Raw genomic sequence first — 26,101 nt, forward strand, 5'->3', positions numbered from 1 at the left:
GTTTTGGTTTGTTGGATTGCTTCAAACGAACTCATTGCGCGCGGCGGCGGGTCTTCATGTCGAGCCAGACGGCGAGAATGACGATGACGCCGGTCACCAGCGGCTGCCAGTTGGCGCTGACCGACAACAGGTTCATGCCGTTCAGCACCAGCGTCAGGATCAGCGCGCCGACGAAGGTGCCGAACACCGTGCCGACGCCGCCGAACAGCGAGGTGCCGCCGATCAGCACGGCCGCGATCGCGGGCAGCGTCAGGCTCTCGCCGATATCGGCCTCCGCCGAGTTGAGCCGCGACAGGAAGATGATCGAGGCAAGGCCCGCCATCGTGCCTGACACGGCGTAAACCAGCAGCAGGCGACGCGCGACCGGGATGCCCGACAGCCGCGCCGCGACCGGATTGGCGCCGATCGCATAGATCTCCTGACCCCAGATCGTGCGCTGCGCGAACAGTGTGCCGATCGCGAGGAAGATCAGCAGCAGATAGACCGGAATCGGCAGCCCGAAGAGATAGCCGCTGCCGATCTGGCGGAAGCCGGCCGGGAAGCCATGGATGGTTTCGCCGGCCATGTACCAGTAGCTGAGACCGTTCAGCACCCAGAGCATGCCATAGGTGGCGATGAAGGAGGGGATCCGCAGCGCCGTGACCATGATGCCGTTGAGCAGCCCGACGGTCCCGCCGCAGGCGAGCCCCGTCAGGATGCCCAATAAGGGCGAGCCGGTATGATGGATCACGGTGCCGGCAAGGCAGGCTGACAGCGCCACGTTGGCGCCGACCGAGAGGTCGAGGCCAGCGGTCAGCACCACCAGCGTCAGGCCCGATGCGATGAAGAAGGTCAGGCTCGCCTGCCTCAGCACATTGAGGATGTTGCCGAGGCTCAGGAACGAGTCCGTCAGGAGGGACAGCGCGGCGCAGATCAGGAGCGCGGCAAGCAGCCGATAGAAAAGCTGGATCGCATCCTGCGACAGGAAGGAGCGGGGTGGCGACAAGGCCTCTTTGGTGATGTCGGTCATGACCGGCTCCGGAGGCCATCGAGGAATAGGGCGACGATGACGAGCACGCCGACGCTTGCGACCTGCACCGATGATGGCAATGAGATGAGGTTGAGCCCGTTGCGCAGCACGCCGACGGCGATGACGCCGAGAATGGTGCCAAGGAGCCAGCCATTGCCGCGCTCGAACGAGGTGCCGCCGACCGCAACCGCCGCGATGGCGTCGAACTCGAGACCAAGGCCGGCGGTCGGGTGGCCCGAGTTCATGCGCGCGGTCATCAACAGGCCTGCGACGCCAGCCATGGTGCCGCCGATCGCATAGACCGCGATCAGGAGCCGGTTCGGCGAGAGTCCGGCATATTTCAGCGCCTCGCGGTTGCCGCCGAGCGCAAAAATGTAGGTGCCGAAGCGGGTGTGGTAGAGCAGGCCGTGGAACGCGGCATAGGTGACCAGCGCCATCACGATCGGCACGGGTATGCCGAACAGCGTCGCCGAATAGATGTCGCGTACGGAGTGGGGAATGCCGACCACGCTCTGCCCGTCGCTGACGATCAGGGACAGGCCCTGGGCCATGCCGAGCGTGCCCAGTGTGGCCACGAACGGCGGGATGCCGACGATTGCTACCAGCCAGCCGTTGACGGTGCCGAAGGCGGCGCCGACGAGCACGGCGGCGCCGAGGCCGAGCAGCATCGATTTGGTCGCGAGCGAGACGATGGCGACGCAGAGCGAGGTCAGCGTCAACACCGCGCCCATCGAGAGATCGAGGCCCTCGGTCATGATGATCAGCGTCATCGGCAGCGCGAGCATGGTCAAAATGGTCGACTGCACCAGCACGTTGGAGAGGTTGGCGACTGACAGGAAGCCCGGTGCGATGGCGCCGAACAGTGCGATCAGCAGCACCAGCACGATGGCGACGCCGGGAATTCGTTGCAGCGGGTTGGTTTGCGAAATGACGGCGGCCTCACGCATGGTGCATCCCCAGTCGCACGATGTTTTCCTCCGTCAGCTCGTTGCGGGACAAATGGCCTGCGATCCGACCCTCGCGCATCACATAGGCGCGGTCGCAGACGTGGCAGATCTCGACCTGCTCGGACGAGATCATCAACGCCGCCGCGCCTTCGGCGACGAGACGGTCGATCAGCGCAAAGATCTCGGATTTGGCACCAATGTCGATGCCGCGCGTCGGCTCGTCGAAGATGAAGAGTTTTGCGCCGGCCGCCAGCCACTTGCCGATCACGACCTTCTGCTGGTTGCCGCCGGAGAGCAGGCCGACGGTCTGGCGCGCGCTCGGGGTGGCGATGCGGAGCTGCCGGATCAGGCCGTCGGCGGTGCGCTGCGCCTTGCGCTGATCGAACAATCCGCTCGGGAACAGCTTTCGTAGCGCCGACACCACGAGATTGTCACTGACTGAGCGCAGCAACGCGAGGCCCTCGCTCTTGCGGCTTTCGGGGATCAGCGCAATGCCGCGGCGGGCTGCAATGTCCGGTTCGCCGGAAATCGTCTTGCCGTCAAAAATGATCTCGCCGGAGGCGACGGGATCGGCGCCAAAAATAGCACGCGCGACCTCGCTGCGGCCGGAGCCAACCAGGCCACAGAGGCCGACGATCTCGCCGCGGCGCACCTCGATGTCGATGTCGGCGATTCCGGTCGGGGACGTCAGGCCCTTCACCAGCAGCAGCACTTCGCCGGGCTTGTCGGCAAAGTTGCGCGGATAGGTCATGTCGACGTTGCGGCCGACCATCATGCGGACGAGCTGGTCGGGCGTGACCTCGGCGGGCCGGACGCCGTCGATGCGGCGCCCGTCGCGCAAGACCGTGATGCGGTCGCCGAGTGCAAACACCTCGGCCATGCGGTGCGAGATGTAGACGATGGCGACGCCGTCGGCCTTCAGCCGGCCGATCAGCGCGAACAGTAGTTCGGTCTCGCGGTCGGAGAGGGCCGCCGTCGGCTCGTCCATGACCAGGATGCGCGCATTCTGGCTGATCGCCTTGGCAATCTCGACCATCTGCTGCTGCGCCACGCCGAGCTTGTCGACGGTGACGGATGGGTCGATCTCGAAGCCGATCGTGTCGAGGACACGCTTGGCGTCGGCGAGGATCTTGCGGCGGTCGATGGTCCCGGGGATGCGACCCTTGGGCTCGCGGCCGAGAAAGATATTTTGCGCGATGTCGAGGTAAGGGACAAGCGAGAATTCCTGGAAGATCACGGCAATGCCGAGCTTTTGCGCGTCCGCGGTCGATGATATCGCGACCTTTTCGCCCTTGTAGAAGAACTCGCCGGCATCGGCCTTATACGCGCCGCACAGCACCTTCATCAGGCTCGACTTGCCGGCACCATTCTCGCCAAGCAACATGTGGACTTCGCCGGGGTAAACCGCGAAGGACACGTCATCCAGCGCCTTGACGCCGGGAAACTCCTTGCTGATGCCGCGTAATTCGAGCAGTGGCGCGGTCTCGGTGGCCGGTGAGGCGGCTTCCTGCAAGGCGGTGCTCATGCGTGGGCTCCGCCTGCAAAGATCTTCCCGGGATTCATCAGGCCGTTCGGATCGAGCGCCGTCTTGATGGCGCGCATGACGTCGACGGCTTCGCCGAGTTCGTCGGCGAGATAGGCGATCTTGCCGAGCCCGATGCCGTGCTCGCCGGTGCAGGTACCGTCCATGGCGACGGCGCGGGCGACCATGCGGGCCTGGAGTGCCTTTGCGCCCTCGATTTCTTCGCTCCTTTGGGGATCGACCAGGATCAGCATGTGGAAATTGCCGTCGCCGACATGGCCGACGATGGGCGCCGTGAAGCCATGCTCGTCCGCATCGCGCCGTGTCTCCGTCAGGCATTCCGCGAGCCGCGAGATCGGCACGCAGACGTCGGTAATGACAGCACGTGCGCCTGGCCGCAGGCCCAGGCCGGCGTAGAGCGTGTTGTCACGGGCGTGCCAGAGCCGGCTGCGATCCTCTTGCGCCTTGGCCCATTCAAAGCCGCGGCCACCATGGTCGGTGGCGATCGCCTGCGCGGCCTCGGCCTGTTCGGCAACGGCGGTCTCCGAGCCGTGGAATTCGAAGAACAGAGTCGGGGCTTCGCGGTAGCCGAACTTTGCATAGGCGTTGATGCCGCGCATCATGACGTCGTCGAGCAGCTCGATGCGAGCGACGGGAATGGCCGACTGGATCACGGAGAGTGCGGTATCAACGGCATTGTGCAGCGTATCGAAGCCGCAGACCGCGGCCGAGATCGCCTGCGGCACGGGATGCAGCTTGAGCGTGATCTCGGTGATGATCCCGAGTGTGCCTTCGGCGCCGACGAACAGCCGTGTCAGATCGTAGCCCGCCGCCGACTTGCGCGCGCGTTTGGACGTACGGATCACGCGGCCATCCGCCAGCACGACCTCCAGCGCCATGACATTGTCCTTCATGGTGCCGTAGCGCACGGCCATGGTGCCGGAGGCACGGGTCGAGGTCATGCCGCCGATCGAGGCGTCGGCGCCGGGATCAATCGGGAAGAACAGGCCGGTAGACCGCAGCTCCACGTTGAGCTGCTTGCGGGTGATGCCCGGCTGCACCACGACATCCATGTCGCTATCGTGCACAGCGAGCACCTTGTTCATGCGCGCGAAGTCGAAGCAGACGCCGCCCGCGACCGAGGCGGCATTGCCTTCGAGCGAGGTGCCGGCGCCGAACGGCACGATCGGCATGCTGGCGGCGGCGCACAGCTTGATGATCTCGGCGACTTCCGCCGTCGTCTCAGGGAAGACGACGATGTCGGGCGGCAGCGCGCGGTAGTAGGATTCGCTCTGGCCGTGCTGATCGAGCACGCCGCGCGCGGTGCTCGCGCGTGCGCCGATCATGCCCGTCAGGCGATCGGCCAGTGCTGCTGTGCTGACCCGCGGTCCCATCATTCCTCCCGTCTGCTCCCCTCGATGCCTCGCGGACTCTTTTGGTCCGTTGTGCTTGGTCCGGCCTAGGCGGCCTTTGCGTCGCTCGCAAGCTGCTTCAATCCGAAATCATAGTTCAAATGGAAGTAGTCCGCGTCCATCGTGCGACCATCTGGCGCACGGCCGCGCGGGCAGCGCACGAATTCGCGGATCAGGCTGTCCTTGACGCCGAACACCACGTCAGAGTCGAGATATTTGTCGCCGGCGACGAACACATGCGTCACGAGCTGCTCGAAGCCGGGCGCCGAGATCATGAAATGCACATGAGCGGGACGCCAGGGATGGCGGCCCTGTGCGTCCAGCATGTCACCCACCGTGCCGTCGTGCGGGATCGGGTAGGCGGCGGGCTTGATCGACCAGAAATGGAAGCGGCCGTTGGCGTCGGTGTGGAACCGTGCACGCATTGCGAGGTCGCCGATTCTTTCGAGCTGTTGCACGTCGTAATAGCCGTCATCGTCGGAATGCCAGACATCGACCACGGCGTTCGCGAGCGGCCGTCCGTCGACGGTCGAAACCGAGCCGGTGACCAGCATCGGGTCGCCTTCCATCTTGCCGGAGATGTCGTCGCCGCTGTTCTTCTCGGGCGCGGCCTGCACGAAGAAGGGCCCGAGCACCGTGGTCTCGGTCGCACCTTCCGGCACGGGATGGTTGATGGCGTCCACCAGCATGGAGACGCCGAGGGTATCCGACAGGAGGATGAACTCCTGACGCTTGTCGTCGCACATGTGGCCGATACGGGTCAGGAAGTCGATGCCGAACTCCCATTCCTTCTGGGTCGGCCGCACCTCGCGGACGAAGGCGTGGAGGTGCCGGACCAGTGCTTCGCTCACCTGCTTGATCCGAGGATCGGTTGCGCCGGCAATCCGTTCCAGCACCGCATCCGTGATGGTGTTTTCGTTAAAATTGCGCAAGGGATGCCTCCGTTGATCAGAGCTTTGGTTCGCCAAGGTCGGGTTCGCCAAGTCCGGACGGTTTTTCGAGATGTCGGACGGTGGCGATGAAATCGGTCTCGCCGTCACCGTGAGCGACGATGGCGCCATAGGTCTCGCGCACCTGGGCTGCGAGGTGGAGCGGCACGCCGACGGCGTGGCCGGCACCGAGGATGAGGTCGAGGTCCTTCGCCATCTGCTTGCACGAGAAGGTCGATTCGAAATTGCGCGTCCGAAGCGACGCGGTCTTGTACTTGACCATGGGCGAGGCGACCGCGCTGTCGTCGAGCACCTTCAAAATGTCTTGCCAGCCGATGCCGCCCTTGCGCGCCAGCGCCAAGCTTTCGGCCATCATCGCCGCCGACACCGCGATCATCAGATTGACCGCAAGCTTTGCATAGCGCGCTTCCTCAGCAGGTCCGAGATAGGTTTGCGCGCGGGTGAAGGCGGCAAACAGCGGCCTGAGGCCCTCAAATTCATCCTTCGGACCCGAAACAAAACAGGTCAGCGCGCCCGTGTGAACGATGCTGGCATTGCCCGACACCGGCGCGCGGAGATAGGCGATGTCGCGCGCCCTGGCAGCGGCATCGACCTCGGACGAGGCCTCCGCGCTCACCGTGCTGGTCTCGATAAGAACCGAGTTTGGCGCCATCGCACCGATGATGCCGCCAGCGCCGAGCATGACCGCGTGCAGCACGGCATCGTCAGGCAACGAGGTGATGACCGCAGCGCGGCCCCTGACAGCTTCAGCGGCTGATCCTGCAATCGAGATGCCCTGTTCTCGGGCGGCGGCGATGCGAGCGGCGCTCTGGTCGAACGCCGTCACGGCATAGCCGGCCTTCGCGACGAGAGCCGACATCGGCAGGCCCATCTTGCCGATCCCGATCCATCCGATGTTCCTTGACGCGTCTGTCATTGTCGTCGTCCGTTAGCCGCTCAGGCGGCGCTCCCCTGCTTTTCGATGTCCTGCACCAGTCGCCGGCTGGATTGCGCGAGCAGTTCTTTTTTCCGATCGAGCCCGTCGACGAGCAGCCGGCCATTCCGCTTCTTCCAGACGCCGCCGATCATGACGGCCTCGATATTGGCAAGGCTCGTCTGCATCACCACGGTCGCGGCCGGGTCGTGCACCGGAAACAGGTTGAGGTCGTCGGCACTGATGACGACGAGGTCTGCGAGTTTGCCGGGTGTCAGCGACCCGATCTGATCTTCGCGCCCCAGCATGCGCGCGCCTTCGGTGGTGACCCAGCGCAGCGCCTCGCGCACGGGAATCGTGGTCGTCTCGGGAATCGTGCCGCTGCTCTTGCGTGATTCCGCATTGTCGAGCGCGCGCTGCATCGATAGCGCGACGCGGGCTGCGGAGAAGACGTCGCCGGGCAGAATGGATTCGAGATCGACCCCGATCGTCGGCCGCATGCCGCGCTTCAACAGGCGTCCCGTGATGGGAAAGCCGTGGCCCTGGATCATTTCATTCTCCGGCGTCACCGAGAACGAGACGCCGAGATCGACGAGGCGTTGCAGGAGGTCGTCGGAGAGGTCGTTGCCGTGGACAATATTGATGTTGGGCCCGACCAGGCCGACCTCGATCAGTTGCTCCCAGCCGCCCGGCGTCTTGGCCGGACCGCCGCCCTGGTGCATCGAGGCGATGAGGCCAAATTCCCGTGCCAGGCGAAAATCGTGCATGGCGACATCGAGCGTCGAATAATGCGGGCCGAGGATCGCTAGGCCGAGCGTGACGAGGCCGTTGCGATCGGCGAGGTGGCTCTTGAGCAGCCGCTCCACCTCGCGGCGCGGATGCGGCACTTCCGAGAAGTGCGGCTCGCCCGGTTTCGGCTCCGGCTTGGGCGAGCCGTGGAAGAAGGCTGCGCGGATGCCGCTCTCGATCAGGCCGTACACCGCAGCGTCGGTGTGGGCAGGCGTCGGGTTGTTGTGGCACCAGTCGACCAGGGTCGTGGTCCCGCAATTGATCTGGTTCAGCGCGCCGACGAGGGTGGCGATATGGATGTCCTCGGGCCGAAACGCGGTCGCCAGCCCCGCATGCATGCGGCGGAAATATTCGAGCAGCGTCCAGTTCGCGGCAAAGCCGCGCAAGCCCGTCTGCCAGGTGTGCATGTGCGCGTTGATCAGGCCGGGGATGACGATGCGGTCACGGCCGTCGACGATCTCGGTCTCCGCTACGCCGCTGCCGAGATCGATGTCGGGACGGACCTCCGCGATCTTGCCGTCTTCGATCAGCACGTCGCCGTTACGGAGATCGCCGATGCGGTCGTCCATGCTCAAAACGGTTGCGGATCTGATCAGCGTGCGCCGCATGCCGTTCACGCCGCAGCTCTTGTGGCAGCCGGCGGCTCGCCCGCCCAGGCGCGCGCGATCAGGTCGCGGATGGGGTTGCGCTCCAGCGGGCGCGGATTCCAGTAGGCATTGGTCACCGCGAGGTCGGCGGCCTTGTCGATACCGTTTTCGGGCATGCCGATGTCGCGCAGCGCCAGCTTTGCATTGAGCCGCCGCGCCAGATCGTAGAGACCTTGCGCGGCATCGCCGCCGCCGATCGCGCGCGAGATCCTTGCCATAGCATCGGGCACCGAGGGCGCGTTGTAGGCCAGCGCGTGCGGCAGGACGATGGTGTGCGTCTCCGCATGCGGCAGGTCAAAGGTGCCGCCGAGCGTGTGGCAGAGCTTGTGATGCAGCGCCATGCCGACGGTGCCGAGGCAGACGCCGCACAGCCAGGCGCCATAGAGCGCCTCGGTGCGGGCCTCGCGGTCGTCGCTGTTCGTGGCGATAGCGGGCAGGGCGCGTGCCAGCGCGCGGATGCCTTCTTCCGCCATCAGCGACGTCACTGGATTGGTGTCGCGCGCGTAGAGCGCTTCGACCGCATGGGCAATCGCATTGATGCCGGAGGTCGCGGCGAGCCCGACGGGCAGGGTGAGCGTCAGATCGACATCGTAGATCACGGTTTCCGGCAATATCGCCGCGTCGCGCACCGTGGTCTTCAGGCCATTCTCGGTCTGGCCGACGATCGGCGTCATCTCCGAGCCGGCATAGGTGGTGGGAATGCAGAGCTGGTTGACGCCGGTGCGCAGCGCCAGCGCCTTGCCGAGTCCCGTCGTCGAGCCGCCGCCGAGCGAGACCACGCAGTCGGCCTCGCAGGCTTGCATCGCCGCCAGCGCCTTCGCGGTCACCTCGACCGGCGTATGCATGGTGGCGCCGGGAAAGATGCCGGCATAAAGCGGCCCGAGCGCCGCACCGAGGCTCTTGCCTTGCGCTTCCTGCTGCGGCGTCGTCAGCACCAGCGCACGCTTGCCGCCGAGCCGCTCGACCTCCGCCTTGGCCGCAGCCAGCGTCCCGCTGCCGAACACGACGCGGCAGGGCAGGTTTTCAAAGGTGAACGAACCGATCATGCGCCGGTCTCTTTGATGGGATAATCGACCTGGAAGCGACCGATCCGCAAGTCGCCCAATTCCTCCCGCACGCGAAGATGTTCCGGGTGAGTGGCGTACGCTTTCAGCGCGGCATCATCCCGGAACTCGGAGAACAGGACCACGTCGCAGGCATAATCGACATCGCTGACATCGACGCCGACCTCGATATGGGTGAGGCCGTCGATCCGGCCCTTCAGCCCCTCGAACAGGGTTTTGACCTTGGATCGGGCGGCGGTGCGCTCCGCAGGCGTCTCCCCACGCAGCCGCCACATCACGATGTGCCTGATCGGGCCTGACATTTCCCTGATTTCCTCGCCTGCCGTCTTGGTTGTTGGCACTATTTTGCCTTGCAGAAAATGGAAATAAAGGCCAAAAATCGTAAGTCTCTTTTCCGATATATGCAAAAATGGACCGGCTGCTCCAGCTCGAAGTCTTCTCCAAAACGGCCGAGCTCGGCAGCCTTTCCAAGGCCGCCGAGACCTTGCGGATGTCGAACGCCGCGGCGAGCCGTCATCTCAGCGCGCTGGAGGATCGGCTCGCGGTCCGTCTGATCGAACGCAACACGCGCCGGCAGTGGCTGACGGAAGCAGGGCAGGAGCTGCTGCAACGCTGCAGCACGCTGCTCAACGAGCTCGCCGAAGCCGAGGATGCCGTCAGCGACCGCGCGCTGTCGCCCAAGGGAATGCTGCGCGTCACGAGCTCACTGTCGTTCGCGATGATCTATCTCGCGCCGATGCTGCCGGCGTTCCGCGCGCTCTATCCGAATCTCAGCGTCCAGATCATCAGCGCCAACCGCTATCCCGATTTCATCGAGGCGGGCATCGACGTTGCGATCCGCACCCGCGAGCAGGAGCCGGACTCCAACATCATCGTCCGCCGCATCGGCCAGATGCGCCGCGTGCTGGCGGCCGCGCCGTCCTATCTCGCGAGCCACGGCCGGCCGGAGCATCCGGCCGATCTCGCGCGCCACGACATGCTGATCTACAACCTCGCCAACGATCCTTATTCGTTGCGGCTGCGGCGGGGCAGCACCGCGCAGACCATCCGCATCGCGCCAACGCTCGACAGCAATGACGGCCAGGTGATCCGCGGCGCTGCGCTCGCCGGCCTCGGCATCCTGATCCAGCCGCTTTATATCGTGCAGGCCGACATCGTGGCGGGCAAGCTCGTGCCTGTCCTGATGGACTGGGAGCTGCCGCTGCTCACGATGAACATCGCCTATCAGAACCGCGTGCGGCTGCCGGCCAAGATCAGGGTGTTCTCAGACTTTTTGGTCAAGTACATCCGCGAGCATTCGGACGCGGGCATCTGGATCGAGGCCAAGGAGGAGCGCGAGCGCAGCGCCGACATATCAAAACGTGATAGCTGGTAGAAGCATCCTCTGCTTTCGCGACATCGTCTCCTGCGCTATCAGCCGCAGTCGATCACCGCACAGGAGCCGTTGATGCGATTTGCCGCCGCCATCTTGTCCGTCGTCGTTCTCGCGAGCCCCACTGCTGCCGAGGAGCTGTCCGGCACGCTCCAGAAGATCAAGGAAACGAAGCGGATCACGCTCGGCTATCAGGAGGCCTCCGTCCCGTTCAGCTATCTTGACGGCGACCAGAAGCCGGTCGGCTTCGCGCTCGATATCTGTCTCAAGATCGTCGATGCCGCGAAGAAGCAGCTCAACATGCCCGACATCGCGGTGGAGTTTTTGCCCGTGACGTCGTCGAACCGCATCCCCTTGATGGTGAACGGCACGCTCGACCTGCACTGCTCGGCGACCACCAACAATGCCGATCGCCAGAAGCAGGTGTCATTCACCAACACGCACTTCCTGAGCGCGACGCGATTTGCCGCGAAGAAGGCTGCAAAGATCAGCTCGATCGACGATCTCAAGGGCAAGGCCGTCACGGCAGTGGCGGGGTCGGTCAACCTGACGCAATTGGCCAAGGTCAACACCGAGCGCAATCTCGGCATCAGCGTCATGCCAGCCAAGGACCAGGCCGAGGCCTTCCTGCTGCTCGAGACCGACCGCGCACAGGCCTATGCACTCGACGACGTCCAGCTCGCGGTTGCCATCGCGCGCTCCAAGGATCCGTCGCTCTACATGATCAGCGAAGAGACCTTCTCCAAGCCCGAGCCCTACGGGATCATGCTGCGGCGGGAAGATGCGCCGTTCAAGGCGCTCGCCGATCGCGCCACCGCAGAGCTTTACGCGAGCCCCGAGATCGAGGTGCTGTACAAGAAGTGGCTGCAATCGCCGACGCCGCCGAACGGCCTGAACTACAACGTCCCGATGTCGGCGGCGCTGCGCAACGCGTTCAAGAAGCCGAGCTCGAGCTTCGATCCGGACGTCTACGACACCACGAAGTAGCGCGACCGGTAGAGTGGCGCCTGCACGACGCCACTCCCTTGTCGACGGTGTACGCTCCGATCAGAACGAGCAGCCATAGGCGGTGAGCGAGGCCTTCGTCGTATCCATGGTTTGCTTGCAAGTCGCCTCCATGGTCGCCTTCGTCGACGGATTCTTGGAGAGGTCGATCCATGCCTTGCGCGTCTGGTCGATCTGCGACTTGTACGTTGCGCGCTGCTCCGCGGGGACTTTGGACGCGACGCAGCTGTCGTATTTGGTCAGGAACTCGTCGCATGCGGCGATACCGGTGCTCTGCGCGTGGGCCGCCGTGACACCCGCGAACAAAGCGACGCCTGTGATGCCCGACAATATCCGTCGCCGATTCGCATTCGAACCTGCCGCGGCCTTTGATGTTGCTTGACGCATATCTCTAACTTCCATGTGACAATCTGAGTAGTTTCGAAGCGCCGGCAGGCGTCCGGCTTCGCCGTATCTCCCTGATCGATGCTCCAAGCATTTCGCGCCGGCAAGTGGTCGGCGTTTCGGATGTTGGGCGGTTCGAGCGTTGAGCAGTTGGAGGCGAGACCGGGCACCAATGTGCCGGCGGCGAACGAATGTTCCGTCAATCTGGCGAGATTGTGGGTGATGACGCGATGACCGTAGCGTGGGCGGCGACATCGTGTGGTGGGGCACGACACCATAGCGCCACAGCAAGGCTGCGTGCCCACCTTCCGGCCTGACTGAGAAGAGCGTATGGCGCCGCGGGCGGCCGAGCGGCCGCCCACGCATTGGAATACTTCTGTGCTTTGGCTACCAGGTTGCCGTAAAAGCTCGCTGTAGCTCGGCGGGGGCCGACACGCCGCTCGCGATCAGAAGCTGCGTCAGAACCCGCGCCTTCTGCGGGTTGAGATCCTCTGATACGACGAAGCCGTTCTTGTCGTCGTCGACCTCGACGTTACGCGTGACGAAGCCGGACCGGACCCGGCTTGAGCGAACGACGACGACGCCCTTCTTGGCGGCCGCCTCGAGCGCCTCGAGTGCCTGCTTCGAGGTATTGCCGTCACCGACGCCGGCGAGCACGATGCCCTTGGCACCGTGCGAGATGGCGTCCTCGATCGGAACGGAGTCCATGTTGGCGTGGGAGTAGATGATCTCGACCCGCGGCAGGGGCTCGCTCGCCGGCAATGGATAGTTCGCCCGCTTCAGGCTGGATGACTGTGCCAGGAAGCGAATGCCGCCGGCGGTATCGACATAGCCGATGGGCCCGCCGTTGGGAGACACGAACGTTTCGATGCTCGTAGTGTTGGTCTTGGTTATCGAGCGCGCGGCCTCGATCTTGTCGTTCAGCACGGCCATGACCCCGCGCCCGCGCGACCGCGGATCGGCTGCGACCTGGACGGCTTCATACAGATTGCCGGGGCCGTCTGCGCTGACCGCCGTGGCCGGACGCATCGAGCCCACGATCACCACCGGCTTGTCGCCTTTGACCACGTTGTCGAGGAAGAACGCGGTCTCTTCCAGCGTGTCCGTGCCGTGGGTCACGACGACGCCATCGGCTTCATTTTTGTCAAAAGCCTGCTGAATACGCTGAGCCAGCGCAAACCAGACCTTGTCGTTCATGTCCTGGGATCCGATCGACGAAACCTGCTCGGCGTTCAGCTTCGCGAGCTTGTCCAGACCCGGGACCGACTGGACCAATTGCTCTCCCGTGATCTGACCGGACTTGTATGCGCCGGTCGCGCGGGAATCTGCCTGACCTGCGATCGTGCCGCCGGTGGCCAGCACGAGAATGCGTGGCAGACTGGCAGCCGTGGTCATGCCCTTGGCTGTTTCTTCGGCATATGCCGTGGTGCTGATCACCATTGATGAAATCGCCAAGACGATCACCGGAATGGAGGGGATCGAGAGCGCGCGCCGCCGAAGGCTTGCCGGCCTGACCATTTCCTTCGTCATCAAATTGACCTCCCGCTCCCTAGGGCATCATTGCCTGGTCCGGAACGGTCGGTATTTTTGATGGCGTAATTTTGTCAACCTGCCATTGCATGTCGTGATCAGGACGCGCGGCCGCGCCGCGGCTCGCCGCAGTCAAACGGCAATTGATTGGACAGGTTCCCATTTGCGTGATTGGTCGACATAGGGCGACCAAATTGGCGAAACAGGCATGCGCACCGATGAGCCGTTTCTGGTCCGCCATGCGGACCTCATCTTTGCCTTGAAGACGTTTTTCGCGTCGATGCTGGCGCTCGTCATCGCCCTGGCGATGGACCTGCCGCGGCCCTATTGGGCGATGGCGACCGTCTACATCACCTCGCAGCCGCTCGCGGGTGCGACCAGTTCGAAAGCCTTCTTCCGGGTGATCGGAACGCTGGTCGGTGCCACCGTCACGGTGGCCCTGGTGCCCAATCTGATCAATGCGCCGGAACTGCTGTGCCTGGCGATCGCGCTCTGGGTCGGACTATGCCTCTATGTCTCGCTGCTCGACGGCACGCCGCGTAGCTACGTCTTCATGCTGGCCGGCTACACGGTCGCGCTGATCGGCTTTCCCTCGGTCTCCGAGCCCGGCAACATCTTCGACATTGCGGTTGCGCGGGTGGAGGAGATTTCGCTCGGCATCATCTGCGCCAGCCTGGTCTCCACCATCGTGTTTCCGCGCAGCGTCGCGCCTGCGGTCGCCAACCGGGTCCGCAGCTGGCTGTCGGATGCGCGCCGTCTCAGCCAGATCGCCTTGCTGCGTGAAGGCACCAACGAGACGCGCCGCGCCCGGCGTCTTAAGCTTGCAACCGACATCGTCGAGATCGACACACTCTCCGCCCATCTTGCCTATGACCGGCTGACCGACAGCAATGCGGTGAGGGGCCTCGCTGAAATCCGGCTGCGCATGCTGATGCTGTTGCCGGTGATTGCCTCGCTCGAGGACCGGTTGGCGGCGCTGGGCGAGGACGCGTTGCAGCGCCAGCCGGAGCTGGCGCGGCTTCTCGAAGACCTCGCGCAATGGATCGTCAGTGACGGCAGCCAACGGCAGCCGGCGGAGCGTATCCGCGCCACGATCGCGGAACGGCAGGCGGATCTCGATGATAGCGCCTCCTGGGAGCGGGTCATCACCACGAGCCTGTTGTTGCGGCTGCGCGAGCTCGTCGACCTCTCGCGCGATTGCCGCGCGCTGGGCGCGGCGATTGCCGAGAACCGCGGCATCTCCACCGTCGATCTGGCCTTCCATTCCGAGGCGGGCGCCGCAGCCGTGCGCCACCGCGATCGCGGCCTTGCGTTGTGGTCGGCTGCTGGCGCGACCACTGCCATCCTGATCTGCTGCGCGTTCTGGATCGGGACTGGCTGGCCGGACGGTGCCTCGGCGCCGATGATGGCGGCGGTCGCTTGCTCCTTCTTCGCAGCACAGGACGAACCCGCGCGCTTCATCCGCAGCTTCGGCCTGTGGTCGCTTGTGGCTATCGTGGTCGTTGCGATCTATCTGTTTGCGCTAGTGCCCGCGATTTCCCATATCGAGGTCTTGATCCTCGGGCTGGCGCCGACCTTTCTGCTCTATGGCTTGCTGATCGCGCGGCCAGCGACGACGGGAACCGGCATGGCACTCGCGGCCAACACCGCGACGTTGCTAGCGTTGCAGTCGACCTACAGCGCCGATTTCGCGTCTTACGCCAATTCCGCCGTCGCCTTCTTCGTCGGCGTCATCATCGCCGAACTCGTGATCAGGATCGCGCGCGGCGTTGGCGCGGAGTGGGTCGCCAATCGCCTGGTGCTGTCGAGCTGGAAGACGCTCGCGGTCGCAGCCGAGCGGCGCGGAAAGCACGATCGCGCGGAGTTCGCGGGTCTGATGCTGCACCGGCTCGGGCTGCTGGTGCAGCGGATCGCCCTCCTCTCGGAGGCTGATCGCCGCGATGTCGACAGCCTTGTCCAGCTCCGCATCGGTCTGAACATCATCGACCTGCGCCGGGCCCGTTACGGACTCGCGATATCGACCGTTCATGTCATCGACGACATGCTCGACCAGCTCGCAGTCGCCTGCCGCAGATATGCCGGTGGCGGAATGCCGTCCGGACTGCTGACGCACATCGATCTGGCGCTGGCCGAGGTCGTGAAAGATCCCAACGACAACGCGCGCGAGGACGCCCTGATCGGCCTCGTCGGTATCCGACGCGGGTTGTATCCGGATGCGCCGGCCTATCGGTCGCGCTCAGGCGAGAGTGTTGCTGCATGAGATATCAGATCGACATCTATGGTGTGCTGGTTCCGGCGCTGCTGCTCTGGCTGATCGTCGCCTTTGTGCTCAGTGCCGTGCTTCGCCGCCTCATGCGCCGTTTTGATCTCTACCGGCTGGTCTGGCACCGCGCGCTGTTCGATTTCGCGCTGTTTGTCTGCCTTCTCGGCGGTATCGTCTATCTCTCGGAGTTCTTGCCATGAAAGGGAATCTTGCCTGGCTTGGCCGCCTCGCGTTGACCGCCATTGCTGTCGTCGCGGCGCTCGCCGTCGGGCGTGCGTTGTGGGTCTACTACATGGAGGCGCCGTGGACGCGCGACGGGCGCGTCCGTGCCGACGTGGTCCAGGTCGCACCCGACGTGTCTGGCTTCGTCACCGACGTGTTGGTCAAGGACAACCAGCAGGTTCGCCGTGGCGACGTGCTGTTCAAGATCGATCGCGCGCGGTTTGCGCTGGCGCTGCAGCAGGCCGACGCAGCAGTCGCCGGCCATCAGGCGACGCTCGATCAAGCCAATGCCGATCTGAAGCGCTACAGCGCGCTGACAACGGACGCAGTGTCGCAGCAGAAACAGGAGCAGGTCCTGGCCACCCAGCTCCAGGCCAAGGCAGCCTTTGACCAGGCCGTTGCCGACCGCGCGGTCGCCCAGCTCAACCTCGATCGCAGCGAGGTTCGTGCGTCCGTGAACGGCACGATTACCAACATGGACCTGCGCCCCGGCGCCTATGTCACCGCGGGCAAGGGCGTAATGGCGCTGGTCGACACCGACACGCTGCACGTGGAGGGTTATTTCGAGGAGACCAAGCTCGCGCGCATCCGGATGGGCGACAAGGTGCAGATCCGCTTGATGGGCGAGCCGACTCTGCTCACCGGCCGCGTCGAGAGCATCGCCGCCGGCATCGAGGACCGCGACCGCGCGGCGGGCGCAAGCCTGCTTGCCAACGTCAATCCGACTTTCAGCTGGGTGCGGCTGGCCCAGCGCGTTCCGGTACGCATCGCGCTCGATCCGATCCCCAACAACACGGCGTTGGTGGCCGGTCGCTCGGCGACGGTCGAGGTGATCAACTGAACGCGCTCAGGCGTTGGAGTATTTCTTCAGTTCCATGCGCGCGATCTGGTTGCGGTGGACCTCGTCCGGTCCGTCGGCAAGCCTGAGCAGGCGGGCGGTGGCGTAGGCCTGGGTCAGACCAAAGTCGTTCGAGGTGCCGCCGCCGCCATGGGCCTGGATCGCCCAGTCTATGATCTGGCAGGCCATGTTGGGCACGGCGACCTTGATCATGGCGATCTCCGCCTTCGCGACCTTGTTGCCGACGGTGTCCATCGCGTAGGCGGCGTTCAGTGTCAGCAGCCGCGCCTGCTCGATCATGATGCGGGCCTCCGCAATGCGCTCCTGCGTCACCGTCTGCTCCGACACCGGCTTGCCGAAGGCGACGCGGCTCCGCACCCGCCGGCACATTTTTTCCAGGGTGCGTTCGGCAAGGCCAATGAGGCGCATGCAGTGGTGGATGCGGCCGGGACCCAGCCGCCCTTGCGCGATCTCAAAGCCGCGGCCTTCGCCGAGAAGGATGTTTTCCTTCGGCACGCGCACATTGGTGAAGATCACCTCGGAGGCACGATCCGGCACGCCGTAGAAGCCGAACACGGGCAGGGGACGCTTCACCTCGATGCCCGGCGTGTCCATGGGAACGAGGATCATGGATTGCTGCTTGTGGCGATCAGAGTTTTGCGGATCGCTCTTGCCCATGAAGATGCAGATCTTGCAGCGCGGGTCGGTCGCGTTGGTCGTGTACCATTTGCGGCCGTTGATGACGTAGTGTTCGCCATCGCGGACGATCGAGCTTTCGATATTGGTCGCATCTGATGAAGCAACGGCAGGCTCGGTCATTGCAAAGCAGGAGCGGATTTCACCGGCGAGCAGCGGCTTGAGCCAACGCTCCTTGTCCTTCTCTGAGCCATAACGCTCCAGCACTTCCATATTGCCGGTGTCGGGCGCCGAGCAGTTGAAGACTTCGGGCGCCAGATGCGAGCGGCCCATGACTTCGCAGAGCGGCGCATAGTCGAGATTGGTCAGCCCCGCGCCATGCTTGCTCTCGGGCAGGAACAGGTTCCAGAGCCCCTCGGCGCGTGCGAGCCGTTTCAGCTCCTCGACGATCGGATAGACCTTCCAGGGCCCGAGCTCTTCGGCTTCCCGGTAGAAGCGCTCCTCGTTCGGATAGATGTGCCGGTCCATGAAGTTCTCGAGCTTGTGCTTGAGCTCGACGACTTTCGGCGACATGGGATAGAGCATCGGGGCCTCCTGCTGGGTAGACCAGGCGCCCGCCAGTGTAGAGGAGAACGCGAAGACTGTTGTGTCCTAAACGTTGCGCACGCCAGCAACTCGACACAAGACGGAGCGCGCGCCGTGTGCTCAGTCCACTTCGAGATGATCCGCATCCGGCAGCTTGGGGAACGGGGCCGTCGGCAGCGTCTGGTACCAGAACGCGACGGAGGCAATGTCGTCCTGGAGCGGCAAATACTTTGGCTCCTTGACGCCATGGCGCCAGCCCAGTGCCTGGATCGTCACGCGGAGCTCTTTCTCGAACCGCACGGGATCGGTGATATGCCAGCGGTACATGCCAAAGCGCTGCTGTGAGCGGTAGACGCCGTCGGGCCGGATCACCTGCGGCAGGCCGGCATAGGGCGTGGTGAATTCCTGATAGCGCGACGCTGGTCCGCCGCCCTGGCCGGGATGCGCGAGCATCCACGGCACAGAGGGATCGAAGTTATAGGCGCCGCAAAAATAGTCCTCGGTGCCGGTGCCGCAGATGGTCGGAAATTCACCGTCGCCGTCCATGAAGAACTTGATCTCGCCTTCGCCCCACCAGCCGTTGCTGTTGGTGCCCCAGGCCATGTAGGTGCCGACATAGTGGCCCTTGCCGGCGATGCCATCGAGGATGGTGTAGACGTCCTTGTAGAGCAGGGGGTTGGTGCGACGGAACTGCGCATGGAAGTAAGCGCAGTCCTCGGGCACGTCGGTCAAAGTGTAGTTGATCTGATAGTAGATCGTCAGCGCTTCCTCGCTGCGGTTCTCCAGCGTGAAGCGTGCGCGTTTGCGGAACGGCATTTCCCAATAGCAGTTGAAGCCGCGCCCGGGATTGACACACACTGCGAGCGAGGAGACCTGCGCATAGTCTTCCCAGCCGCTGGCGAAGAAATCGCCGGCCGGGCATTCGACGCTCGGCTGGTCCTGGTCGTCCCAGTAGATGCGCAGGATCGAATGGCGGAGCCGGCCGCGCGCCAGGGTCATCCAGATCTGCTGGATCGCGCCCTGACCCTCGATGTCGGCGAGCGCGAAGGTGGCGCCGGGCTCGATCACGACATAAGGCGAGATCTTCCAGCCCTGGCCGAGATCGCGCGCCTGCCGCGCCGCCGGGCCGTCCACGGCCATGCCACCCTTGCCCTTCTCGCCCGTAAAGTTCTCCGGGCTGATCGAGCGCGACTGCGCGTTCGACAGGCGCGACAGATTGCCGAGATGCAGGCCCAATCCGGAAAACACCATTTTGTCTCAATCCCTGGAGTTAACGACCGACACATATATCGCGGCCGAATCTACCAAAAGATGAAGACGATCGCGCACGGACAGGGTGGCCGCCGGCAAGCTGCGGCCTTTCCAGCCGAAAGGGACTACCCGGCGCGATACCCCTTGAACTTCTCGCGCAGCGCCGACTTCAGCACCTTGCCGGTGCCGGTCATCGGAAACTCGTCCAGAAACTCGACGGCATCAGGCATCCACCAGCTCGCGACCTTCGGGCGCATGTGGTCGAGCAGCGTCTTCGCGTCCACCGTCGCGCCCTTCTTGCGCACGACCAGGAGCAGGGGACGTTCCTGCCATTTTTCGTGCGCGATGGCGACCACGGCGGCCTGCAGCACATCCGGGTGCGACAGCGCGACGTCCTCGAGCTGGATCGAGGAGATCCATTCGCCGCCGGACTTGATCACGTCCTTGGAGCGATCGGTGAGCGTCACGTGCCCCTGCGGGTCGATCACGGCCATGTCGCCGGTGATCAGCCAGCCATCGCGATCGACGCCTTCGTTGAGCTTCATGTAGCCGGAGGCAACCCACGGCCCTTTGGCGCGGAGGTGGCCGACGGTCTTGCCGTCGCGCGGCAGTTCGTTGTCGCCGTCGTCGACGATGCGCAGGGCCGTGCCGAAGCAGGCGCGCCCCGACACCATGCGCCGGTCGAACTTTTCGGTGTCGCTGAGCTGCTCCGAACCCGGTCGCAAGCTAGGCATCGAGCAGCCCAATGCTTCCGTCATGCCCCAGGCCTGGATGTAGTCGACGCCGTAGTCACGTTTCAGCTTCTCGACCATCGCGCGCGGCGGCGCCGAGCCGGACGACAGCGTCGCACGCAGCGTCGAGAACCTGTTGCCGGTGCGACCGAGCCAGTCGAGCAGGATCAGCCAAAAGCTCGGCACGCCCGCCGACAGCGTCACCTTCTCGCCTTCGAGCAGCTCATAGAGCTTGTCCGGTTCGTAGTTGCGGCCGGGCAGCACCAGTTTGGAGCCGGTGTAGGGTGCGGTGAACGGCATGTTCCAGCCATTGCCATGGAACAACGGCGCCATCGGCATCATCACCTCTCGCACGCCCTCCATATGGCCGGGGAGGAAGTCGAAGCCGGAGCACACCATGGTCTGCAACAGCGCGGCGCGATGGGAATAAATCACACCCTTCGGATTGCCTGTGGTGCCGGATGTGTAGCAGATCGTGGATGCGGACTTTTCGTCGAATACCGGCCAGGTAAATCCGGCCTCAGACTCCCTTGCCAGCAGCTCCTCGTAGCAATGAACATTGGAAAGCTTCGTCTCGGGCATCCGCTCGCGCGAGGACATCACGACATAGGCCTCGATCGTCTTCAACTGCGGCGCGATCGCCTCGACGATCGGCAGCGTCGCGCGATCGATGAACAGCAGCCGATCTTCGGCGTGGTTGATGATGTAGACGAGCTGCTCCGGGAAAAGCCGCGGGTTGATCGTGTGCAGCACGTAGCCCATGCCGGGCGCGGCATAGAACATTTCGAAATGGCGATGCGTGTTCCAGGCCAGCGTGCCGACGCGGTCGCCTTGCTTCATGCCGAGCCGCTTCAATGCCAGCGCCATGCGCTTGATGCGCGGATGCGCGTCGGCATAGGTGTAACGATGGATGTCGCCCTCGATCTCGCGCGCGACGATCTCCGCTTCGCCGTGATTGTCGGCGGCATACTGGATCAGGCCGCTGATCAGGAGCGGCATATCCATCATCAATCCCTGCATCGTATCCTCCGGAAGGCCGTGTCGTTGCGCGGCTCAGTTGGCGGAACGTTAGCCGAGGAATTTGCGGGGATCACCTGAAAACCGCAGATACAATTGCGCGCAGCAACCGTTTTGCGCTAACTGGCGTGAGCGATTTGAGATCGCGTTCGCGGGAGAAAAAGCGATGTCAGCGGAAAAACACAAGACTGGCACGGAAGGCATAGCCAGCGTCGACATCTCCGCATTGCGTGCCCGCTATCGCGACGAGCGCGATCGCCGTTTGCGCAGCGAAGGCAAGGAGCAATATGTCGAGGTGACCGGCGACTTCGGTCGCTATCTCGACGATCCCTGGGCCGACCCCGGATTCACGCGCGCACCGGTCACGGAAGAAACAGAGGTCGTCATCGTCGGTGGCGGTTTCGGCGGACTCCTGTGCGGCGCGCGGCTGCGCGCGGCCGGGATCGACGATTTCCGCATGGTGGAAAAGGCCGCCGATTTCGGCGGCACCTGGTACTGGAATCGCTATCCGGGCGCGGCCTGCGATACCGAGAGCTACATCTATCTGCCGCTGCTGGAGGAGACCGGCTACATGCCGGTGCGCAAATATGCGCGTGCGCCAGAGATCTACGAGCACTCCCGCCGCATCGGCCGCCATTTCGATCTCTACGATCGCACGCTGTTCCAGACCGTCATCTCGCGGATGACATGGCAGGAGAAGGATGCACGCTGGTTGGTCGAGACCGATCGCGGCGACAGGATTTTTGCACGCTTCGTCATTCTCGCCGGTGGTCCGCTGAGCCGGCCGAAACTGCCCGGTATTCCCGGCATCGAAACTTTCAAGGGCCACAGCTTCCACACCAGCCGTTGGGATTACGACTACACCGGCGGCACTGCGGAGGGGAATCTCACTGGTCTCGCCGACAAGCGAGTCGGCATCATCGGCACCGGTGCCACTGCCGTGCAATGCGTGCCGCATCTCGGACGCTCGGCGAAGGACCTCTACGTCTTCCAACGCACGCCGTCCGCGATCGGTGTGCGCGACGATCGTCCGACGGATGACGATTGGACGAAAGGCCTGAAGCCCGGCTGGCAGCGCGAGCGCATGGATAATTTTACCGCCGTCATCTCGGGCGAACCGTTCGAGCAGGATCTGGTGCAGGATGGCTGGACCGGCCTGCTCGGCGAAATTCTGCTGGCGCCGCGCCGTCAGCCGCAGCCGGTGACCTCGATCGAGCAGGCGCTGAAGGTGATCGAGCAAGCCGACTACCGGAAGATGGAAGAGATCCGCGCCCGTGTGGATGCTCTCGTCGACGACCCGGCAACGGCGGAGGCGCTAAAACCCTGGTACAAGGCATTCTGCAAGCGGCCGTGCTTCCACGACGAGTATCTGCAGACCTTCAACCGTCCGAATGTGCATCTCGTCGATACCAAGGGGCAGGGCGTCGAGCGCATCACTGAAGATGCCATCGTCGTGGACGGCAAGGCCCACGAGGTCGATTGCCTGATCTATGCCAGCGGTTTTGAGGTCGGTACCGACTATGCGCGCCGCATGGGCTTTGAGGTCTATGGCCGTGACGGCATGAGCCTCAGCGAGCGCTGGCGCGGCGGCGTGCAGACGCTGCACGGTTTTTACAGCCGCGGCTTCCCCAACTGCTTCCTCATTGTCACGGTGCAGGCAGGCCAGAGTGCAAATTTCCCGCATATCATCGATGAGCAGTCACAGCACATCGCCTATGTGATCAAGGAAGCGCGCAAGCGGGGCGCCAAAACGCTGGAGCCGACGCTCGCAGCGGAGAATGCCTGGGTCGACGAGGTCGTGAAGGCTGCGCTAGGGCGTCAGACCTATCTCGCCGAATGCACGCCCGGCTATTACAACAATGAAGGCGTGTTCGATCCGATTGCCGCCCGCAACAGCCAGTATTGGCGCGGCCCCGTCGCCTTCCTGCGGCTCCTGGACCGATGGCGAAAGGAGAACAACCTCGAGGGGCTTGAATTGACATATGATCATGCCATGGAGTCGGCCGGCGCCCGGGCTTGAGGCCTGGACGTCCGTGGCATGGAAAGGACGTACGGAATGACCAAGGGCAGGATGATCGCGACGGCCGTGCTCGGGGCGATGGCGCTATTGGGGCCCCGCGCCGAGGCCGCGCAGTGCGGCAGTTCGCCGGCCGGATTCGAGGGCTGGAAGCGCGAGTTGAGCGCGGAGGCGCAGGGCAAGGGCATCGGCCAGACCGCGATCGCCGCTCTGATGCAGGCGAACTACGCCAGTGCCACCATTAACGCCGACCGCAGCCAGCGCAGTTTTTCGCTGACGCTCGATCAATTTCTGGCCAAGCGCGGCGCCACCACCATCGTCGCCAAGGGCCGGCAGCTCAAGCAATCGCAGGCGGCGCTGTTTTCCTCGATCCAGCAGCGCTACGGCGTGCCGCCCGGACCGCTGATCGCGATCTGGGGCATGGAGACGGGCTTTGGCAGCCAGCGTGGCAATCAGAACATGCTGTCGTCGATTGCGACACTGGCCTACGACTGCCGCCGTCCGGAGTTTTTCACCGACCAGCTCTATGCGGCGCTGAAGCTGATCGACCGCGGCGTGCTGACGGGCGCCACGCGCGGCTCCATGCACGGCGAGGTCGGCCAGACCCAGTTCATGCCGAAGAACATCTTGGCCTATGGCACTGGCAATCTCGAGAATGCCGCCAACGCGCTCAATTCGACAGCAGCCTTCCTGAAGGCCCATGGGTGGCGGGCGGGCGCCGGCTACCAGCCGGGCGAGCCGAATTTTGCCGCCATCGAAGCCTGGAACGCCGCGGGCGTCTACCAGAAGGCGATCGCGCTGATGGGGCGGCAGATCGACGAGGGCGGCGGGCAGGCCTCCCGCTAGAGCGTTATCGAGCGAAGTAGATACCGGTTCGCGTCAAGAAAGCGCGTCAAAACAAAAGCCTGGAGCCTCGTTCCGATTCGATAGGAACGGGGTTCCAGGTCTCAGAAATGCGTCGTGCGGTAGGCGTCGAGCGCGTGCGCCGCGAAAACACCGATGCTGCACAGGGCGAGAAAGGCCGAGATCACCTCGATCATAGCTCAACCTCCCGCAGTGGCTGGGCGACGAGGCATTGGCCGCAGGCATAGCCCGAGATCAGGTCGAGAAGGAATTCCATGGTGGCCGTCCCTGTATGATTTTGGCGACCAGCATAGCCGGGACTCTGTTTCAGGACGGTTTCGTGGATTTGCGAAGTGGTTTCGTCGGAACCCACGGGCACAGGATTTGGGCAGGCGTTCGCGCCGGACGGCTGTTAGCCTGACGGCGGTGCCGTCGGCCTGGCGGCAGATTGCGGCTGAAATTCTTGAGGTTGCTCATGGCGCCGGTCGAGTGGTTCGACGATCTCACCGTCGGGATGCGGTTCAGATCCCCGGAGGTCAAAGTCACCGAGGCCGACATCAAGCGCTTTGCCGCCGAATTCGATCCGCAGCCGATGCACCTGGATGACGAGGCCGCCAAAAAGACCCTGTTCAAGGGACTCGCTGCATCAGGATGGCACACCGCCGCTATCGCGATGAACCTGGCCGTCCAGATTCGCCCTTTTGGTCCGCATCCCCTGATCGGGATGGGCGTGGACGGACTTCGCTGGATCATCCCCGTGCGCGCCGACGACGTCCTCCATCTCGAAGGCGAGGTGATGAGCCTGACCCCGTCCAAGACCAAGCGGCAAGGTATCGCGCTGGTGAAATGGACCCTGTTCAATCAGAACGGCGAGGAGGTCTACACCTTCACTCCGATCGCGATCGTTCCGCGCGGGCCATAGGTCTCTCAATCCGAGCAGCACGCAATGCGCCGGGATAACCGTCCTGCGCGCGGTGGTTGAGGGCCGTGCGGTCTGATATGCTTGCCCCGGCTGGAAATGAGCCTGGGAGGCTCACCAGATGAAACGACTGTTCTTTGCCACTGCCTTGCTCGCAGGATTCATTTCGGTGCCGGCGTTTGCACAACAGAGCAAGGTAGGCGACTGGACCGTCGAGAAGCGCACGCAGGACACCCACTGCAACGCCAGCCGCGGTTACAAGGACAAGGACGACGAGAACCGCGAATACGCTGTTGTCATCACCTATTCCAAGGAGGCCATCGTCCTCGTGCTGATCTACGACGGCTGGGAGTGGGACAAGGTGGGCGAGATCCTGCTGGCCGATTTCGGTACCGATGACAAGGACATCATGGCGAAGGCCAAATGGGAGGTCATGGACAGGACCACCGTGCGCGGCGTCTTCGAGTACGATCAGGCAATCATGGACGCACTGTCCAAGGCCAAGCGCATCACGCTGGATTTCGAGGATGACGACGACGACAGCATCGAGCTGCAGGTTCCCCGCGCCGGCGAGGCGCTCGCGGCGCTGAAGTTCTGTGAGGAGAACCGGAAGTAGTCGTAGGGCGCGGGTGGCGAGCGACGCCGGCTCAATCGAGCGTCAGCGCCAGATGCACCGTCTGCGGGTCGCGGCGGGCGGCGGGCTTGAAACCGAACTTGCCGAACACGCTCAGCATCTGGGCATTCTCGGGCAGAACCTCCGCGGTGAGCTCGTGCAGTCCGGCATCGCGGGCGATTTCGACCAGGTGACGCATCAGGAGCGAGCCGATGCCGCGTCCCTGCCAGGCGTCGATGACGACGAAGGCCATCTCGGCCTGTCCGGACTCGACGACGATATACCGGCCGCCGCCGACAATGGTTTGGCGGCCTGCGTCCCCGGCGACCACGACCAGCGCGACGTGATTCCTGAAGTCGACGTTCATGAAAAAGGCGCGCTCCTTGTCGGAGAAGTGCCGCTTCATTGCGAAGAAGCGGCGCTGAAGCGATTGCGCGCTGATCTGCGCGAGCGCGGCCAGCATGTCGCCTTCGTCCGTGGGCCGAAGCGCGCGGATTTCGACGGAGCTGCCATCGCGCAGGAGTTCCTGCTTCGCGTAATTTGCGGGGTCCGACATGGATCCGTCCCGGTGGTTGCGCCGATCGAGCGTGCGGGCGCTGGCCCGCATCGTGCGATCAAGCCG

General features: G+C 64.1%; 24 protein-coding genes. 9 read left to right on the plus strand and 15 right to left on the minus strand.

From position 1 onward, the window contains the following. Positions 1 to 31 precede the first annotated feature (31 nt). From JQ632_RS04585 to JQ632_RS04625, 9 genes are all read right to left on the minus strand, one after another. Positions 32 to 1,009: an ABC transporter permease gene (locus JQ632_RS04585; protein WP_212401096.1), complete on the minus strand. Its 978-nt coding sequence runs from the start codon at positions 1,007 to 1,009 to the stop codon at positions 32 to 34. Next, positions 1,006 to 1,956 (minus strand): ABC transporter permease, encoded by a 951-nt coding sequence (locus JQ632_RS04590; RefSeq protein WP_212401097.1) that lies wholly within the window; start codon positions 1,954 to 1,956, stop codon positions 1,006 to 1,008. Before JQ632_RS04590 ends, JQ632_RS04585 begins: the two co-directional genes overlap by 4 nt. After that, a complete protein-coding gene (locus JQ632_RS04595) occupies positions 1,949 to 3,481 on the minus strand; it encodes a sugar ABC transporter ATP-binding protein (protein WP_212401098.1) in 1,533 nt (510 codons plus the stop codon). Before JQ632_RS04595 ends, JQ632_RS04590 begins: the two co-directional genes overlap by 8 nt. Beyond that, entirely contained in the window at positions 3,478 to 4,872 is a 1,395-nt protein-coding gene (locus JQ632_RS04600; protein ID WP_212401242.1) for an FAD-linked oxidase C-terminal domain-containing protein, read from the minus strand. Before JQ632_RS04600 ends, JQ632_RS04595 begins: the two co-directional genes overlap by 4 nt. Positions 4,873 to 4,937: 65 nt before the next feature. After that, entirely contained in the window at positions 4,938 to 5,822 is an 885-nt protein-coding gene (locus JQ632_RS04605; RefSeq protein ID WP_212401099.1) for an intradiol ring-cleavage dioxygenase, read from the minus strand. Between the two features lie 16 nt (positions 5,823 to 5,838). Then, the gene (locus JQ632_RS04610) at positions 5,839 to 6,756 is read right to left on the minus strand and encodes an NAD(P)-dependent oxidoreductase (protein ID WP_212401100.1); all 918 of its coding nucleotides are present in this window, start codon (positions 6,754 to 6,756) and stop codon (positions 5,839 to 5,841) included. Positions 6,757 to 6,776: 20 nt separating this feature from the next. Next, positions 6,777 to 8,150, minus strand: coding sequence for an amidohydrolase family protein (locus tag JQ632_RS04615; protein WP_212401243.1), 1,374 nt, complete (start codon positions 8,148 to 8,150; stop codon positions 6,777 to 6,779). A gap of 5 nt (positions 8,151 to 8,155) precedes the next feature. Beyond that, a complete protein-coding gene (locus tag JQ632_RS04620; protein ID WP_212401101.1) occupies positions 8,156 to 9,235 on the minus strand; it encodes a maleylacetate reductase in 1,080 nt (359 codons plus the stop codon). After that, entirely contained in the window at positions 9,232 to 9,555 is a 324-nt protein-coding gene (locus JQ632_RS04625; protein ID WP_212401102.1) for a Dabb family protein, read from the minus strand. The genes JQ632_RS04620 and JQ632_RS04625 overlap by 4 nt, the downstream gene beginning before the upstream one ends. Positions 9,556 to 9,662: 107 nt before the next feature. Between JQ632_RS04625 and JQ632_RS04630 the strand changes: the two genes are divergently transcribed. Together JQ632_RS04630 and JQ632_RS04635 are read left to right on the plus strand one after the other, a co-directional pair. Continuing rightward, on the plus strand, positions 9,663 to 10,628 hold the full coding sequence (locus JQ632_RS04630) for a LysR family transcriptional regulator (RefSeq protein WP_212401103.1): 966 nt from the start codon (positions 9,663 to 9,665) through the stop codon (positions 10,626 to 10,628). A gap of 72 nt (positions 10,629 to 10,700) precedes the next feature. Next, positions 10,701 to 11,612, plus strand: coding sequence for an amino acid ABC transporter substrate-binding protein (locus tag JQ632_RS04635; protein ID WP_212401104.1), 912 nt, complete (start codon positions 10,701 to 10,703; stop codon positions 11,610 to 11,612). A gap of 60 nt (positions 11,613 to 11,672) precedes the next feature. Here JQ632_RS04635 and JQ632_RS04640 read toward each other — a convergent pair whose 3' ends face one another. Beyond that, complete coding sequence (locus JQ632_RS04640) at positions 11,673 to 11,960, minus strand: hypothetical protein (protein ID WP_212401105.1); 288 nt, start codon at positions 11,958 to 11,960, stop codon at positions 11,673 to 11,675. Between the two features lie 441 nt (positions 11,961 to 12,401). Continuing rightward, a complete protein-coding gene (locus JQ632_RS04645; protein WP_212401106.1) occupies positions 12,402 to 13,544 on the minus strand; it encodes an asparaginase in 1,143 nt (380 codons plus the stop codon). Between the two features lie 208 nt (positions 13,545 to 13,752). Between JQ632_RS04645 and JQ632_RS04650 the strand changes: the two genes are divergently transcribed. The 3 genes from JQ632_RS04650 to JQ632_RS04660 are packed head-to-tail and all read left to right on the plus strand — an operon-like array spanning position 13,753 to position 16,870. Beyond that, positions 13,753 to 15,804, plus strand: coding sequence for an FUSC family protein (locus tag JQ632_RS04650; RefSeq protein ID WP_212401107.1), 2,052 nt, complete (start codon positions 13,753 to 13,755; stop codon positions 15,802 to 15,804). After that, complete coding sequence (locus tag JQ632_RS04655) at positions 15,801 to 16,007, plus strand: DUF1656 domain-containing protein (RefSeq protein WP_212401108.1); 207 nt, start codon at positions 15,801 to 15,803, stop codon at positions 16,005 to 16,007. The genes JQ632_RS04650 and JQ632_RS04655 overlap by 4 nt, the downstream gene beginning before the upstream one ends. Then, the gene (locus JQ632_RS04660; protein ID WP_212401109.1) at positions 16,004 to 16,870 is read left to right on the plus strand and encodes an HlyD family secretion protein; all 867 of its coding nucleotides are present in this window, start codon (positions 16,004 to 16,006) and stop codon (positions 16,868 to 16,870) included. The genes JQ632_RS04655 and JQ632_RS04660 overlap by 4 nt, the downstream gene beginning before the upstream one ends. A gap of 6 nt (positions 16,871 to 16,876) precedes the next feature. Here the strand turns inward: JQ632_RS04660 and JQ632_RS04665 are convergent, their stop codons facing one another. The 3 genes from JQ632_RS04665 to JQ632_RS04675 all read right to left on the minus strand — a co-directional run bounded on the left by JQ632_RS04665 (position 16,877) and on the right by JQ632_RS04675 (position 21,090). Beyond that, positions 16,877 to 18,088 carry an acyl-CoA dehydrogenase family protein gene (locus JQ632_RS04665; protein ID WP_212401110.1) on the minus strand — a complete coding sequence of 404 codons (1,212 nt, stop codon included), beginning with the start codon at positions 18,086 to 18,088 and terminating at the stop codon, positions 16,877 to 16,879. 120 nt (positions 18,089 to 18,208) lie between these two features. After that, entirely contained in the window at positions 18,209 to 19,339 is a 1,131-nt protein-coding gene (locus JQ632_RS04670; protein WP_212401111.1) for a glycoside hydrolase family 172 protein, read from the minus strand. Positions 19,340 to 19,464: 125 nt separating this feature from the next. Beyond that, positions 19,465 to 21,090 (minus strand): long-chain fatty acid--CoA ligase, encoded by a 1,626-nt coding sequence (locus JQ632_RS04675; protein WP_212401112.1) that lies wholly within the window; start codon positions 21,088 to 21,090, stop codon positions 19,465 to 19,467. Positions 21,091 to 21,253: 163 nt separating this feature from the next. Here JQ632_RS04675 and JQ632_RS04680 point away from each other — a divergent pair, with 163 nt between their 5' ends. From JQ632_RS04680 to JQ632_RS04695, 4 genes are all read left to right on the plus strand, one after another. Beyond that, positions 21,254 to 23,107, plus strand: a complete 1,854-nt coding sequence (locus JQ632_RS04680) for an NAD(P)/FAD-dependent oxidoreductase (RefSeq protein WP_212401113.1) — start codon at positions 21,254 to 21,256, stop codon at positions 23,105 to 23,107. Positions 23,108 to 23,143: 36 nt separating this feature from the next. Further along, positions 23,144 to 23,950: a lytic transglycosylase domain-containing protein gene (locus JQ632_RS04685; protein ID WP_212401114.1), complete on the plus strand. Its 807-nt coding sequence runs from the start codon at positions 23,144 to 23,146 to the stop codon at positions 23,948 to 23,950. Positions 23,951 to 24,422: 472 nt separating this feature from the next. Next, positions 24,423 to 24,869 carry a MaoC family dehydratase gene (locus JQ632_RS04690; RefSeq protein ID WP_212401115.1) on the plus strand — a complete coding sequence of 149 codons (447 nt, stop codon included), beginning with the start codon at positions 24,423 to 24,425 and terminating at the stop codon, positions 24,867 to 24,869. A 118-nt stretch (positions 24,870 to 24,987) separates the two neighbouring features. After that, entirely contained in the window at positions 24,988 to 25,482 is a 495-nt protein-coding gene (locus JQ632_RS04695; RefSeq protein WP_212401116.1) for a hypothetical protein, read from the plus strand. Positions 25,483 to 25,513: 31 nt separating this feature from the next. On the opposite strand, the gene JQ632_RS04700 is transcribed toward JQ632_RS04695, so the two are convergent. Then, positions 25,514 to 26,035, minus strand: coding sequence for a GNAT family N-acetyltransferase (locus JQ632_RS04700; protein ID WP_212401117.1), 522 nt, complete (start codon positions 26,033 to 26,035; stop codon positions 25,514 to 25,516). Positions 26,036 to 26,101: the final 66 nt, after the last annotated feature.

Source organism: Bradyrhizobium liaoningense (assembly GCF_018130955.1).
Taxonomy (GTDB): domain Bacteria; phylum Pseudomonadota; class Alphaproteobacteria; order Rhizobiales; family Xanthobacteraceae; genus Bradyrhizobium; species Bradyrhizobium liaoningense_C.

Bases quoted from the DNA above. Each gene is read 5' to 3' on its own strand.
- JQ632_RS04595 (WP_212401098.1), bottom strand. From the start codon at position 3,481: ATGAGCACCGCCTTGCAGGAAGCCGCCTCACCGGCCACCGAGACCGCG.
- JQ632_RS04610 (WP_212401100.1), bottom strand. From the start codon at position 6,756: ATGACAGACGCGTCAAGGAACATCGGATGGATCGGGATCGGCAAGATG.
- JQ632_RS04695 (WP_212401116.1), top strand. From the start codon at position 24,988: ATGAAACGACTGTTCTTTGCCACTGCCTTGCTCGCAGGATTCATTTCG.
- JQ632_RS04600 (WP_212401242.1), bottom strand. From the start codon at position 4,872: ATGGGACCGCGGGTCAGCACAGCAGCACTGGCCGATCGCCTGACGGGC.
- JQ632_RS04665 (WP_212401110.1), bottom strand. From the start codon at position 18,088: ATGCTCTATCCCATGTCGCCGAAAGTCGTCGAGCTCAAGCACAAGCTC.
- JQ632_RS04645 (WP_212401106.1), bottom strand. From the start codon at position 13,544: ATGACGAAGGAAATGGTCAGGCCGGCAAGCCTTCGGCGGCGCGCGCTC.
- JQ632_RS04690 (WP_212401115.1), top strand. From the start codon at position 24,423: ATGGCGCCGGTCGAGTGGTTCGACGATCTCACCGTCGGGATGCGGTTC.
- JQ632_RS04660 (WP_212401109.1), top strand. From the start codon at position 16,004: ATGAAAGGGAATCTTGCCTGGCTTGGCCGCCTCGCGTTGACCGCCATT.
- JQ632_RS04685 (WP_212401114.1), top strand. From the start codon at position 23,144: ATGACCAAGGGCAGGATGATCGCGACGGCCGTGCTCGGGGCGATGGCG.
- JQ632_RS04590 (WP_212401097.1), bottom strand. From the start codon at position 1,956: ATGCGTGAGGCCGCCGTCATTTCGCAAACCAACCCGCTGCAACGAATT.
- JQ632_RS04680 (WP_212401113.1), top strand. From the start codon at position 21,254: ATGTCAGCGGAAAAACACAAGACTGGCACGGAAGGCATAGCCAGCGTC.
- JQ632_RS04650 (WP_212401107.1), top strand. From the start codon at position 13,753: ATGCGCACCGATGAGCCGTTTCTGGTCCGCCATGCGGACCTCATCTTT.
- JQ632_RS04675 (WP_212401112.1), bottom strand. From the start codon at position 21,090: ATGCAGGGATTGATGATGGATATGCCGCTCCTGATCAGCGGCCTGATC.
- JQ632_RS04670 (WP_212401111.1), bottom strand. From the start codon at position 19,339: ATGGTGTTTTCCGGATTGGGCCTGCATCTCGGCAATCTGTCGCGCCTG.
- JQ632_RS04625 (WP_212401102.1), bottom strand. From the start codon at position 9,555: ATGTCAGGCCCGATCAGGCACATCGTGATGTGGCGGCTGCGTGGGGAG.
- JQ632_RS04620 (WP_212401101.1), bottom strand. From the start codon at position 9,235: ATGATCGGTTCGTTCACCTTTGAAAACCTGCCCTGCCGCGTCGTGTTC.
- JQ632_RS04630 (WP_212401103.1), top strand. From the start codon at position 9,663: ATGGACCGGCTGCTCCAGCTCGAAGTCTTCTCCAAAACGGCCGAGCTC.
- JQ632_RS04655 (WP_212401108.1), top strand. From the start codon at position 15,801: ATGAGATATCAGATCGACATCTATGGTGTGCTGGTTCCGGCGCTGCTG.
- JQ632_RS04700 (WP_212401117.1), bottom strand. From the start codon at position 26,035: ATGTCGGACCCCGCAAATTACGCGAAGCAGGAACTCCTGCGCGATGGC.
- JQ632_RS04585 (WP_212401096.1), bottom strand. From the start codon at position 1,009: ATGACCGACATCACCAAAGAGGCCTTGTCGCCACCCCGCTCCTTCCTG.
- JQ632_RS04635 (WP_212401104.1), top strand. From the start codon at position 10,701: ATGCGATTTGCCGCCGCCATCTTGTCCGTCGTCGTTCTCGCGAGCCCC.
- JQ632_RS04615 (WP_212401243.1), bottom strand. From the start codon at position 8,150: ATGCGGCGCACGCTGATCAGATCCGCAACCGTTTTGAGCATGGACGAC.